General features: G+C 64.7%; 13 protein-coding genes. 9 read left to right on the forward strand and 4 right to left on the reverse strand.

What is annotated here, in order from left to right; translation table 11 throughout:
• Positions 1-12: 12 nt before the first annotated feature.
• The 3 genes from ACFWO3_RS10375 to ACFWO3_RS10385 all read left to right on the forward strand — a co-directional run bounded on the left by ACFWO3_RS10375 (position 13) and on the right by ACFWO3_RS10385 (position 3,939).
• Entirely contained in the window at positions 13-1,302 is a 1,290-nt protein-coding gene (locus ACFWO3_RS10375) for an alpha/beta hydrolase (RefSeq protein WP_378576880.1), read from the forward strand.
• Positions 1,303-1,347: 45 nt separating this feature from the next.
• Positions 1,348-1,950: a hypothetical protein gene (locus ACFWO3_RS10380; RefSeq protein ID WP_378576882.1), complete on the forward strand. Its 603-nt coding sequence runs from the start codon at positions 1,348-1,350 to the stop codon at positions 1,948-1,950.
• Between the two features lie 84 nt (positions 1,951-2,034).
• On the forward strand, positions 2,035-3,939 hold the full coding sequence (locus ACFWO3_RS10385; protein ID WP_378576884.1) for an ABC transporter ATP-binding protein: 1,905 nt from the start codon (positions 2,035-2,037) through the stop codon (positions 3,937-3,939).
• Here the strand turns inward: ACFWO3_RS10385 and ACFWO3_RS10390 are convergent.
• The gene (locus tag ACFWO3_RS10390) at positions 3,918-4,265 is read right to left on the reverse strand and encodes a hypothetical protein (protein ID WP_378576886.1); all 348 of its coding nucleotides are present in this window, start codon (positions 4,263-4,265) and stop codon (positions 3,918-3,920) included. The genes ACFWO3_RS10385 and ACFWO3_RS10390 overlap by 22 nt on opposite strands.
• 289 nt (positions 4,266-4,554) lie before the next feature.
• Between ACFWO3_RS10390 and ACFWO3_RS10395 the strand changes: the two genes are divergently transcribed.
• Positions 4,555-5,208, forward strand: a complete 654-nt coding sequence (locus tag ACFWO3_RS10395) for a hypothetical protein (protein WP_378576888.1) — start codon at positions 4,555-4,557, stop codon at positions 5,206-5,208.
• A 30-nt stretch (positions 5,209-5,238) separates the two neighbouring features.
• Here ACFWO3_RS10395 and ACFWO3_RS10400 read toward each other — a convergent pair whose 3' ends face one another.
• Together ACFWO3_RS10400 and ACFWO3_RS10405 are read right to left on the reverse strand one after the other, a co-directional pair.
• On the reverse strand, positions 5,239-7,002 hold the full coding sequence (locus tag ACFWO3_RS10400) for a DEAD/DEAH box helicase (RefSeq protein ID WP_378576890.1): 1,764 nt from the start codon (positions 7,000-7,002) through the stop codon (positions 5,239-5,241).
• Positions 6,995-7,144 carry a hypothetical protein gene (locus ACFWO3_RS10405; RefSeq protein WP_378576892.1) on the reverse strand — a complete coding sequence of 50 codons (150 nt, stop codon included), beginning with the start codon at positions 7,142-7,144 and terminating at the stop codon, positions 6,995-6,997. The genes ACFWO3_RS10400 and ACFWO3_RS10405 overlap by 8 nt, the downstream gene beginning before the upstream one ends.
• Positions 7,145-7,240: 96 nt before the next feature.
• Here ACFWO3_RS10405 and ACFWO3_RS10410 point away from each other — a divergent pair, with 96 nt between their 5' ends.
• A complete protein-coding gene (locus tag ACFWO3_RS10410; RefSeq protein ID WP_378576894.1) occupies positions 7,241-7,663 on the forward strand; it encodes a DUF4190 domain-containing protein in 423 nt (140 codons plus the stop codon).
• Here ACFWO3_RS10410 and ACFWO3_RS10415 read toward each other — a convergent pair.
• Positions 7,660-8,724 (reverse strand): IS630 family transposase, encoded by a 1,065-nt coding sequence (locus ACFWO3_RS10415; RefSeq protein ID WP_378576896.1) that lies wholly within the window; start codon positions 8,722-8,724, stop codon positions 7,660-7,662. The two genes, ACFWO3_RS10410 and ACFWO3_RS10415, sit on opposite strands and share 4 nt — an antisense overlap.
• Positions 8,725-8,849: 125 nt before the next feature.
• Here ACFWO3_RS10415 and ACFWO3_RS10420 point away from each other — a divergent pair, with 125 nt between their 5' ends.
• From ACFWO3_RS10420 to ACFWO3_RS10435, 4 genes are all read left to right on the forward strand, one after another.
• A complete protein-coding gene (locus ACFWO3_RS10420) occupies positions 8,850-9,650 on the forward strand; it encodes a carbon-nitrogen hydrolase family protein (protein ID WP_378576898.1) in 801 nt (266 codons plus the stop codon).
• A gap of 41 nt (positions 9,651-9,691) precedes the next feature.
• Positions 9,692-10,312 (forward strand): phosphoribosyltransferase, encoded by a 621-nt coding sequence (locus tag ACFWO3_RS10425; RefSeq protein WP_378576900.1) that lies wholly within the window; start codon positions 9,692-9,694, stop codon positions 10,310-10,312.
• A 75-nt stretch (positions 10,313-10,387) separates the two neighbouring features.
• Positions 10,388-10,903, forward strand: a complete 516-nt coding sequence (locus ACFWO3_RS10430) for a hypothetical protein (protein WP_378576902.1) — start codon at positions 10,388-10,390, stop codon at positions 10,901-10,903.
• A gap of 162 nt (positions 10,904-11,065) precedes the next feature.
• Positions 11,066-12,853 carry an AMP-dependent synthetase/ligase gene (locus ACFWO3_RS10435; protein WP_378576904.1) on the forward strand — a complete coding sequence of 596 codons (1,788 nt, stop codon included), beginning with the start codon at positions 11,066-11,068 and terminating at the stop codon, positions 12,851-12,853.
• The last annotated feature ends 24 nt before the right edge of the window (positions 12,854-12,877 follow it).

Here is a 12,877-nt window from a genome sequence, read left to right on the forward strand (position 1 = left end):
AGCAGCACACACATGGTCGCACTCGAAGACACCTCGCTGATCACCGGGTGGCTGCCGGTCGCACTGACCGTGGCCGCCGCCCTGTCACTGATCTGGTTGGTCGTTCGCCGGGGGCGTTCGTGGTGGCGCGTATGGATTCCGACGTGCGTAGTTGCGACAGGACTCGTCACCGTCGCGGTGTACGTGTTCGTGGAAAATGTCTGGCACCCGTTCCCCGACCCGCTCGCCCCCAGCGTCTACGTCTGGATCGGCATCGGCGTGCTCGCCGTGATTCTCGGCGTTTGCCGCACGATCGTCGACAACGGGATTCTCCGACGGATCGCAACCGCCACGGCGACGCTTCTCGTGGTTGTCACCGCTGCCGCGCACGTGAACCTCGAGTTCGACGCGTACCCCACCGTTCGCAGTCTGTTCGGCCCTTCGGTCGACGCCGTCGCGTTCGACGAGGTTCCCCGTTCGACCGAACCACCGTCCGTCCCGGTGAGCGAATGGACACCGCCCACGGATCTGCCCACCGAGGGCAAAGTGGCGAGCACGCCGATTCCCGGCACCGTGTCAGGCTTCTCCGCCCGTGATGCCGAAATCTATTTCCCACCCGCCTACTTCGCGTCACCTCGGCCGCAGCTTCCCGTCCTCGTACTGCTTGCCGGACAGCCGGGCTCGCCTCAGGACTGGCTGGTCGGCGGCACCCTCACCGAAACCATGGACACGTTCGCTGCAGAGCACGATGGACTCGCGCCCGTCGTGATCGTCGCCGACGGCACCGGGTCCGAGATCGCAAACCCGCTGTGCGTGGACTCTCCTCTCGGCAACGTCGCAACGTATCTGTCCCAGGACGTTCCCGCCTGGATCGAGGCGAACCTCGACGTGAGCCGCGACCCGTCGACACTTGCGATCGGCGGGCTCTCCTACGGCGGGACTTGCGCCTTCCAGATGACGACCAATCACCCGGAGGTGTACCCGACCTTCATCGACCTGTCCGGACAGATCGAGCCAACTCTCGGGGACCGCCAGAAGACGATCGACACCGCATTCGGGGGCGACGTGCGGGCGTTCGAAGCGGTCAACCCGATGGACCTGTTGAAGACTCGGCGATATCCAGGTGTGGCGGGAGCCTTCGTCGTCGGCAGTTCGGACGACGAGTATCGGCCGGGCCTGCAAGCCGTGTACGAGGCAGCGAAAGCGGCAGGGATGGACGTCCACTATCTCGAGGTCGACGGTGGACACAGTTTCGCCGTGTGGTCGGCGGGACTGAAGAGCCAGCTCGACTGGTTGGCGCATCGAACTGGCCTGACTCGCTGAGTCGTGCACCACGATCCGTCGCCTCCGCGGGCTTACGATCGAACGATGACCCGGACGACCACGAAACGCCTCGCCCCGTTCGCCGCACTCGCCGCATGTGCGGTCACGATCGGCCTCGCCGGATGCGCAGAGAGCGAATCGGCCACCAACACGGCATCGAGCGTCGTGGCCGGCACGACGTCCGCTGCCGCCGAGGGCGAGGGCTCGATTCCCACCGATACTTCACCCAAGATCTCGCCTGCCTCGGAAGGGGCGGCACTGACCGTCACCGACATCCGCGTCGGCGAACACGACGGATTCGACAGGGTGGTCTACGAACTCGGCGGCGAAGGCACACCCGGGTGGCAGGTCGAGTACGTGGACTCGGCCGTTCAGGACGGCAGCGGACGGCCGATCGAGGTGGGCGGCCAGGCGATTCTGCAGGTCCGGATCGACGGGTCCGCATACCCGTTCGAGAGCAAGGTGGAGCCGTACTCGGGCCCCGACCCTGTTCCCGGGATTCCTGGCGGCGTGATCTCCGATGTCAACGGTTCCCTGGTGTTCGAGGGCGTCACCCAGTCGTACATCGGTGTCTCCGAGAAGGGTCGGCCGTTCTCGGCGAGTGCCCTTTCCGATCCGCCGCGCCTGGTCGTCGATGTCGCCAAGTGACTTGACCTCGAGTTAACTTCAGGTTCTACGGTCGGTGTCGTAGCCCTCCCCTAGCGTGGGAGGCAGGCGACGGGAGTGGACCGCATGAGCATGGAAGTGACCGCGTGGAACGCGATGTACAACGCGATGCACACACAGGAGGACAAGCGACCCTTCTCGAGGGCAACCCTCGGCAGGATCGGCCGATTCGCATTACCGCACCGCCGCCACCTCGGGTGGTTCCTGGTTGCCAGCGTGGCCACTGCTGCGCTTGCCGTCGCGACGCCGGTGCTGGCAGGCCAGGTGGTCGACGCCATCGTCGGGGGCGACGAGGTCGCAGTCGTGGTCCGGCTCGCCGTCCTCATCGCCGTCATCGCGCTGCTCGAAGCAGGGCTCGCCCTGGTGACCCGCTGGTTGTCGTCGACGATCGGGGAAGACCTCATCCTCGACCTGCGGACCGCCGTGTTCGACCACGTCCAGCGCATGCCCGTCGCATTCTTCACCCGAACCCGCACGGGTGCACTCGTGAGCCGACTCAACAACGACGTCATCGGCGCTCAACGCGCCTTCAGCGACACCCTGTCCGGGGTCGTCAGCAATGTCGTCACCCTGGTCATCACGCTCGTCGTGATGATCGGAATCTCATGGCAGATCACCTTACTCACCTTGCTCCTGCTCCCCATCTTCGTACTGCCGGCCCGGCACATGGGCGCACGGCTCGCACAGCTCAGTCGTGAAGCGGCCAATCACAATTCGGTCATGAGCACCCAGATGACCGAACGGTTCTCGGCACCCGGAGCCACACTGGTCAAGCTGTTCGGCCGGCCGTCCGAAGAATCGGCGGAGTTCGCCGTGCGAGCCCGGCGAGTCCGCAACATCGGCGTCCGCACCGCGATGCTGCAATCCGTCTTCGTCACCGCACTCACACTGGTGTCGGCGCTGGCCCTCGCGCTCGTCTACGGCCTCGGTGGTTTCTACGCGCTGCGCCAGCAACTGGCTGCCGGCGCCGTCGTGGCCATGGCCATGCTGCTCACGCGTCTGTACTCGCCACTCACCGCCCTCGCCAGCGCCCGCATGGACGTGATGAGCGCACTCGTCAGCTTCGAGCGGGTGTTCGAGGTTCTCGACCTCGAACCGCTGATCGCCGAGAAGCCGAATGCGATCGAGGCGCCGACCGGTCCTGCTTCCGTCGAATTCCGCAATGTGTCCTTCGCATACCCGTCCGCCGATCGGGTATCTCTCGCCTCGCTCGAGGAAGTCGCCACCCTGGATACGAGGGGCGGTGTCGAAGTCCTGCACGACATCTCGTTCCGTGCGGAACCAGGCCGGATGGTCGCGCTCGTCGGTTCCTCGGGTGCCGGGAAGTCGACCGTTGCAGGCCTTGTTCCGCGCCTCTACGACGTCGACCGGGGTTCGGTCGAGGTCGGCGGCGTCGATGTTCGCGATGTCACCAGTGATTCGCTACGCGCCGCCGTCGGGATGGTCACTCAGGACGGGCATCTGTTCCACGACACCGTGCGGGCGAACCTGCTTCTGGCCGCACCGGAGGCGACCACGGAAGAACTCGCGGACGTCCTCGAACGAGCGCGTCTGACCGAACTGATCGCTTCACTACCGGACGGACTCGACACCGTCGTGGGAGAACGCGGATATCGCCTGTCCGGCGGCGAGAGGCAGCGACTCACCATCGCACGTCTACTGCTTGCGCACCCCCGAGTCGTCATCCTCGACGAGGCCACCGCACACCTCGATTCGACGTCGGAAGCCGCTGTACAGGAGGCACTCGGCGAAGCACTCGTCGGCAGAACCTCGGTGGTCATCGCACACCGCTTGTCGACGGTGCGAGCCGCTGACCTCATTCTCGTCGTCGAGGACGGACGAATCGTCGAACGCGGAACGCACGATCAGCTCCTCGAGCGAAAAGGTCGCTACGAACAGCTGTACCGGACCCAGTTCGACACCGGACGTGGCCGCGATGCGAACCAGAGTTACGCACCGTCGCTCGGTTGAGAGGTGCCGGGGTGGCCGTTGGCCTCGCCTGTTCGTTTCCGGACGGCGACCAACGCGTCCTTCCGTTCGGCACGGAGAATGTGCACTATCCGTGACCCCACCGATTCGACGGTGAGCAGGACCGCGCACAGAATCGAGAGTGTTCCGGGTACGAAAACGAGCAGATCGTCGATCCGATCCCAGGCCGCCGGACTCCACAACGCCACCCACGTCAACATCAACGCGACCACGGTCGACAGTTCGCCGACGAACGTCAGGACGACGAACGAGATCGCTGCCATCCGGTGCCTGCGGACCGCTTTACGCGAGAAGTAGACCGAGGTCATCGGCCGTCAGTGTCCGCACGGCGCCATCCTAATCGCGTCGATACCCTTACCGGGTTCGTCCAGTTCGCCCAGTATGCCCTGGTAGGCGCTCGACGGCGGCGCTTCGCCCAGGTGCCTGCCGTGCTGACTCGGCAGGTGGCACAAGGTGAACATCGACACGCTCCCACAGTCCGGACGCCACCCCTCACTTTTCTGCTGACTCTGGGGTAAGTTCTCCGCGCGGGCGATCAATCGGGGATTCGCTCGCAGGTCGGACGTGCCCGTGACGGGGCAACGAGGAGTAACACAGGTGGACGTTCAGGGTTGGACTCGGCGCGCGCTCGCTGCCGCAACCGTCGGCATCGCAATGACTCTGGCCACCGCGGGTCCGGCAGCGGCCGGACCGGCCATCTCCGGACTGGACGACCTCGGCGAGAAAGCGGACAGTGCGCCCGCCCGCATTGCTATCGAGGCCCTGACCGCGTCGAGCGCCCTCTCCGACGTTGCCGACGAATACACGCCGTTCTTCTACACGGCTCCCACGATCGGCTGCGGCACCACGGCACCGGTCACCATGACGATGGCTTCGGCCACCACCGGGCCCTCCGCGGCAGTCTCGGCCAACGAGGTCAGCTTCCAGGCGCTGTCCGCGTACCCGGGTGTCGTGACCGCCTCCGGGCTGAGCGTCGTGTGGCTCAACACCACCACCGGAGCAAGTGGGATCAACGCCCTGGACGGAACGACCGAGGGCGGCTACCCGTCTTTGGCGAAAACCGTGCACACGGGCGCAGGAACAGTGGTGGCCGCACTCTTCGGCTCCGTCAACTATGCGACAGCCGTGTGCCACGTCCTGCCCACCGTGGGCTCGTTCTTCGTTCCGGAAGAAGGCCCGCTACCCGCCGAGGCTGCAGCAGAGCCGGTCCCCGCATCGAACGACCTCGACGCCGACACTCCCCCGGCCTGAGACAGACTGCTCAAACCGCGAAAGTCGAAACTATCTGCGCGGCTTGCGCTTTGCGTCCCGATCACGGTCGCGGTTGAAGCGACCACCGGCGCGGTCATCGCGACCGCCGCGTCCCGGCCTCCCGGCCGGCGGACCGGTATCGGGCTGCAACTGGATGAGCACGCCCGAGATTCGAGTACGGCGCAGCGCCTCGAGCGTTTCGCGCGACAGGTCGGCCGGCAGCTCGACGAGGCTGTGATCCGGGCGAATGCTGATGTGCCCGAAGTCGCTGCGCCGCAAGCCGCCTTCGTTCGCGATTGCTCCGACGATGGCGCCGGGCACAACGCGATGCCTTTTGCCGACCGCGATTCGATACGTAGCCAGCTCCTGGTCTCCCGGGCCGCGTGAACGCTTCGGGGGACCGTCGTCGAAACGCCGGGCAGGACGCTCGCGGGGCTCGCGGCGCGGCGGCGGTGGCGGCTCCGGGTCCATGAGAAATGCTTCGCCGTCGCGCGACTGCACGGCGAGTGCCGCTGCGATGTCGGCGAGGGGCACATCGTGCTCGCGTTCGTAGTCCTCGATCATCCTGCGGAACAACGCAAGATTGTCCGAAGCGAGACTCTCGGTGATCGAGTCACCGAACTTCGAGACCCGCTGTGCGTTCACGTCCTCGACGCTGGGCAGCTGCATCTCGGCCAAAGGCTGGCGGGTTGCCCGTTCGATCGCCTTGAGCAGGTGACGTTCCCGCGGTGCGACGAACAGCAGTGCTTCACCGGCGCGACCGGCGCGACCGGTTCGGCCGATGCGGTGAACGTACGACTCCGTGTCGTGCGGGATGTCGTAGTTGAGCACGTGCGAGATGCGGTCGACGTCGAGTCCACGAGCGGCAACGTCGGTTGCGACGAGAATGTCGAGTGCACCGCTCTTGAGTTGACCGATCGTGCGTTCACGCTGCGCCTGCACGATGTCGCCGTTGATGGCGGCTGCCGAGAAGCCGCGTGCACGCAATCGTTCCGCCAGATCTTCGGTCGCCTGCTTCGTACGGACGAAGATGATCATCGCCTCGAACGACTCGACCTCGAGAATGCGCGTGAGGGCATCCAACTTGCGCTGATGCGCCACTTGAACGTATCTCTGCGAAATGTTCGAGGCTGTCGAGGTCTTCGATTTGACGGTGATCTCGACAGGGTCGTGCAGGTATTGCTTCGAGATCTTCCGGATCGCGCCAGGCATCGTGGCGGAGAAGAGAGCAACCTGCTTGTACTCCGGGGTGTCGGACAGGATGCGTTCGACGTCTTCCTGGAAGCCCATCTTCAGCATCTCGTCTGCCTCGTCGAGGACGAGATACGCGAGCTGCGACAGATCGAGCGTGCCCTTCTCGAGATGGTCGATCACACGACCGGGAGTTCCGACCACGACATGAGCGCCGCGACGCAGACCGGAAAGCTGAACGCCGTAGCTCTGGCCGCCGTAGATGGGTAGCACGTGCAACCCCGGAATGTGCGCCGAGTACTTTCCGAATGCCTCGGACACCTGCAGAGCCAGTTCGCGGGTGGGAGCAAGCACCAACGCCTGCGGCGACTTCTGCGACAGGTCGATCCGCGAAAGGATCGGCACCGCGAAGGCAGCCGTCTTGCCGGTACCGGTCTGTGCGAGGCCCACCACGTCCTTGCCGGCGAGCAGCGGCGGGATGGTGGCCGCCTGGATCGGTGAGGGCGACTCGTACCCCACGTCGGACAGTGCCTTCAGAACCCGATCGTCGATGTCGAGGTCGGCAAAGGTGGGGTGCTCGGTGTCTTGCTCGTTCTCACTCATTGACCAGCAGTTTAGCTGACACTTTGCCGAACGGTGACACACCGGGGAACCAGCCCGCGTCGTCAAGGGCACACGACTCATCGGAAATGTCCTTCGAATAGTCGATATCGAACATCCGGCACCCGCCGATATCGTCATTCATCCGGGGAGATCACAGAAGTGGGGGACGTCGATTCATTTTCCGAACCCAGCCCGCACTCTCCGTATTTCCACTCACCTCACCAACGGAGATTCGGCCATGAGCACCAGCGATTTCGGTCAACCGCAATACAGTCAACCGCAATACATCTACACGCAGGCACCGCCCGAGCCCCGCAACGGGCTGGGAATTGCCTCCATCTCGCTCGGCATCGTCGGCCTGCTCTTCTGCCTCATGCCGATCACCGGGTTCATAGGTTTCGCCCTGGGCTCGATCGGTTCGATCCTCGGGCTTTCGGCCCTGGGACGGTTGAAGCGCGGAAAGGCGACGAACACGAAGACGACGTGGGCGGGAATCATCACTTCCCTTGCGGCGATCGTTTTCGGAATTATCGGTATCGTCATGTTCTTCACTGCAATCGACCAACTCGGTGACGATCTCGACGAGGTCGGAAACAATTGGAACGAATATTCCGACTGCGTCGGCAGCGCTTCCACACCGGAAGAAATGAACGCCTGCTAGTGCCCCGCGTTTGAAGTTTTTGGGCGGTTGGCTTTGTTGAGGATCTGATCGGCCGTCTTGGTCCACACGAACGGTTGTGCGCGTGGGTTCCAGCCGTTGATGAATGCGCGAATCTTGGTGGTGAGGTCGCGGACGTTGCGGAAGGTGCCCCGGTGGATGGCTTGGCGTTCGATAATACCGAACCACACTTCGACCAGATTCATCCACGACGCCGACGTGGGTGTGAAGTGGATGTGGATACGAGGGTTCGCGGCGAGCCAATCGCGGACCTCCTGCTTCTTGTGGGTGGCGTAGTTGTCCATCACCAGATGCAGTTCCCGGTCCGGGTAGGCGCGGGCAACATGTTTGAGGAACACCAGAAACTCCTGGTGCCGATGCCGGGGCCGACAGATCCCGGTCACCTTCCCGGTCGCGATGTCCAGGGCGACGAACAGTGTGGTGGTGCCGTTGCGGACGTAATCGTGCGTCTGACGCTCGGGAATTCCGATCTGCATCGGCAGCGTCGGTGCCGTGCGGTCGAGTGCCTGGATCTGCGACTTCTCGTCCACACACAACACGATCGCGTTCTCCGGCGGGTCCAGGTACAAACCGACGATGTCGGTGACCTTGCCGACCAATTCGGGATCGGTGGAGAACTTGAAGGTCTCGGCTCGCCAGGGCTGCACACCGTGCTCCCGCCATACCCTGGCCACCGTGCCGTACCCGATGCCCAAATGATTCGCCAACAGGCGTGAACTCCAATGTGTGACACCGTATTTCTTCGGTGGAGGCGCCAACGTCGTGGTGATCACCTTGTCCCGGTCCAACACCCGTGGGCGACCCGAGCGGTCCTCATCGTGCAAACCGTCCACACCACCGGACTCGTAACGCGATCGCCAGTTGATCACGGTCTGCCGCGAGATCGACAACCGCCGCGCTATCTCGGTGTGCGCCACACCATCGGCGACCAGCAACACGATCCGCGCGCGCTGCACCAGGCCCGCCTTCATCGTCGACGAACGAACCCATCGTTCCAACTCGGCACGGTCACTGTCGGGCATGATCAACGGCGCTGCTCGCATACACCATTCAACCAACCAATACCGTCCAAGCACTTCAGGCGCGCCGCACTAGCGGATGCGAATTCGAATGGGCCCTGTACCGGCCTCGGGTGCCGGCCCCCTTCGAGTCGCCTAGCGTAGGGGGCATGGTGGAGGTGGCGGTCGCTCAGTTCGGTCCGGGTCAGGACAAGCGCGTGAACCTACGCACGGTTCGTACGCTGGCACAACAGGCCGCCGGCCGAGGTGCTCGCGTCGTCGTCACGCCGGAATACTCGATGTTCACCGCGCCCGCTGTCGACGAGAGGATCGTCGCAGCTGCCGAGCCACTCGACGGCGAGTTCGTCACCGGCCTGGCCGAGATCGCCGCAGACCTGAACATTCACCTCGTCGCAGGTGTCGCGGAACGACTGTCGACGGACAATCGCATCTCCAACACTCTCGTCGCCCTCTCACCCAACGACGATCTGGTGGCGGTGTATCGCAAGCTGCACCTCTACGACGCGTTCGGCTTCCGCGAGTCCGACGTGATCCGGCCCGGGCCGATCGAGGCGCCCGAGACGTTCACCGTGGATGGCCTGACCTTCGGCATGCAGACCTGCTACGACGTCCGGTTCCCGGAAACCACCAGGCGGATCGTCGACGCCGGGGCGAACGTGGTGGCTCTCCCGGCACAGTGGATCCCCGGCCCGCTCAAAGAAGACCACTGGACCACGCTCGTACGCGCCCGCGCTATCGAGAACACCGTGTACGTGGCCGCAGCGGACCAGTGCGGGCGAGGCGGAGCGGGCAACAGCATGGTCGTCGATCCCATGGGTGTGGTGTGCGCTTCGCTCGGCGAATCGGTGGGCGTCGCGACCGCCGAACTGTCGCAGGAGCGGGTCCGTTCGGTGCGTGAGGTCAATCCCGCGCTCGAACTGAGAAGGTTCGGGATCACCGATCACGGGTAGCGTCGACATCGAGGACGTTTCGAAGTTTTCGGAGACCGTCGATGCCGTACGCCGACCGCACTGCGGCGGGTCGCGCACTGTGTGACTCGCTCGCCGGTCTGCGCAGCCCGACGACAGTGGTGCTGGGCCTTCCGAGAGGTGGCGTTCCGGTGGGCCACGCCGTCGCGGCCGAGCTCGGTGCGCCGCTCGACATCGTTCTGGTCCGCAAGCTCGGACTGCCATGGCAGCCCGAACTGGCGATGGGCGCGATCGGCGAAGGTGGCACCCGGGTCGTCAACGAGGACGTCGTGCGGGGTGCTCGCGTCTCTCCGCTGACGATGCGGGGTGTCGTCACTCGGGAGCGACGGGAACTCGAACGACGGGCCCGGGTCCTGCGCGGGGGCCGCGCACGTATCGATCTTCACCGACGAACAGCCCTGGTCGTCGACGACGGCATGGCTACGGGCGCGACGGTGGCGGTCGCCTGTCATTCGGTTCGCTCGATGGGCGCGTCCGAGGTCGTCGTGGCGGTACCCGTCGCGTGCCCTGAGGCGATACGACGAATCGAGGTCCTCGCGGACGAGGTGGTATGTCCCTGGGTAGCCGCAGATCTCGGCGGAGTGGGCGCCGCCTACGTCGACTTCCATCAACTGACCGACGACGAGGTCCGGAGTTTTCTGTAGCCGAATTGCAACGTTTCGCAGGGCGCGACCGATACATCCCCCAGAGCACGAAGTACTGCCCACTTGGAGGATCCCGTGACCACCTCACTGGAAAGACCGGAAGCACTCGACGGCGACTACCGGCGCAGTCTGGCACTGTGCATCATCGAATCGGTTCAGTCGCATCACGGTCGCGACGAGGTAAGTGTCGTGGACAGGTACCTCGCCTACCGGCGCGCACGTGAGTCGGACCTCGCCCCGTACGCGGAGCCGCTGACCGACGGCGCACGCGCCCTGCTCCGGACCTTCGAGGAGGCGGGCAGTTCCGACCAGTGGGCCGGCAAGGTCGCCAGCTACAAGAGACGCTATTCGGCTACCGGCGCACCCATCGAGGCCCGCCACATTCAGCAGGCCGCCGCTCTTCTCTACGACCGGCGCATCGACAGCATTTCGGACCTGTTCGATGCGGCCCGTGACCAGGCCGCCCTCGAGAACTTGCACGACGCCTGGGTGGAGGTCTGCGGCGCCGAGGAAGACGACACCTGGTCGCGCTTTCTGACCCTCGCCGGGATCGGCCTGCCGCGGCAGGCGGTGCAGACCCTCGCGAGCTGACACGGCGCCCTGCCGTCCGTGGTCGTGCCGCTTCACTGCCCTCGACACCATTTCCCCAGGTCGCCCCAGAAATCACCCAAATCGGACAGCGATGGTGATGCGGAAACGCTCCGGATGTGATCGAATGCACATCCGTCGACAGTTTCAGAGGATGGGGTTACAGTGCGTGAATTCTCGGTACCGCAGTCGTTCTCGATTCCGGAGGACGCCTCCATGGCGGACACCGTGTTTCGGCACGCGAGCGAAGACCCGAACTTCGTTCCGTTTCAGCGTTCACAGGGTTCGACATGGGTGAACGTCACCGCCAAGGAGTTCGCAGACCAGGTCGCCGCCGTCGCCAAGGGGCTCATCGCCTCCGGCGTCGAACTCGGTGACCGAGTCGCGATCCTCTCGGCCACCCGGTACGAATGGGTCGTCCTCGACTACGCGATCTGGACAGCAGGCGGCTGCACGGTCGCGATCTACGAGACGTCCTCCCCCGACCAGGCGCAGTGGATTCTCGAGGACTCGGCCACGTCGATTCTCGTCCTCGAGAAGCAGGCGCATGCCGACGCTCTGCAGACTGTCACCGACAACGCCGAGGCCCTCCGTGAAGTTCTGCAGATCGAGTCCGGCGCCATCGAGGAGCTCACCAGTCGCGGGGCCTCCGTCACGGACGAGCAGCTGCACGAACGACGTCACCAGGTCCGTGCGGCGTCGGCGGCAACACTCATCTACACATCCGGCACGACCGGACGCCCCAAGGGTGTGCAACTGACGCACTCGAACTTCTACGCCGAGTCGGCCGCGGTGAAACTGGCCATGAGCGACGCGATGTACGCGGGCCGACGAACCCTGATGTTCCTTCCGCTCGCGCACGTGTTCGCGCGGGCCATCTCCTTCGTTGCCTTCGATGCCAAGGTCACCGTCGCGCACACCTCGGACCTGACGACACTGCTCGACCAGTTCGCCGAGTTCAAGCCCAACTTCATCCTGTCCGTGCCGCGCGTGTTCGAGAAGGTGTACAACTCCGCGAAGCAGAAGGCGTACGACGGCGGCAAGGGCAACATCTTCGAGAAGGCCTCCGCCACCGCGATCGCGTGGAGCGAGGCCCAGGACGCGGGCGGCCCCGGGTTCGGACTCAAGCTCAAGCACGCGGTGTTCGACAAGCTGGTGTACTCGAAGCTCCGCGCCGCACTCGGCGGCGAATGCGACCGTGCCGTCTCCGGCGGCGCTGCACTCGGCAGCCGTCTCGGACACTTCTTCCGCGGCGTCGGGATCCCCGTCTACGAGGGCTACGGCCTCACCGAGACCAGCGCTGCGGTCTCCGTGAACACCACGACCCAGCAGAAGATCGGCACGGTGGGCAAACCCATCAACGGACACTCGGCGAAGATCGGCGAGGACGGTGAACTCCTCGTCAAGGGACCCGTGGTGTTCGGCGGCTACTGGCACAACGAGCAGGCCACCGCCGATTCGATCCGTGACGGCTGGTTCCACACCGGCGACCTCGGCGCCATCGACGAAGAGGGCTTCGTCTCCATCACCGGCCGCAAGAAGGAGATCATCGTGACGGCCGGCGGCAAGAACGTGGCGCCCGCCGTCATCGAAGACGCCATCCGCGCCCATCCCCTGGTCAGCCAGTGCCTTGTCGTCGGAGACGCGAAACCGTTCATCGGCGCACTCATCACCCTCGACGAGGAGACGTTGCCGGGCTGGAAGGAACGCAACAATGTTCCGGCCGACAGTCCGATCGCCGATCTCGTCAAGAACCCCGACCTCGTCGCGGAGATCGACGCTGCTGTCAGCGACGGAAACAAGAAGGTTTCCAGCGCGGAGCAGATCAAGAAGTATCGGATTCTCACCGTCGACTTCACCCAGGAGACAGGTGAACTGACACCGACGATGAAGCTCAAGCGAAATGTCATTCACAAGGAGCACGGCGCCGAGATCGAGGCGATCTACTCCTGACGACCTGCCACCGCCCACCGACGA

It is taken from the genome of Rhodococcus sp. NPDC058521 (assembly GCF_042719695.1).
Classification (GTDB): domain Bacteria; phylum Actinomycetota; class Actinomycetes; order Mycobacteriales; family Mycobacteriaceae; genus Rhodococcus_F.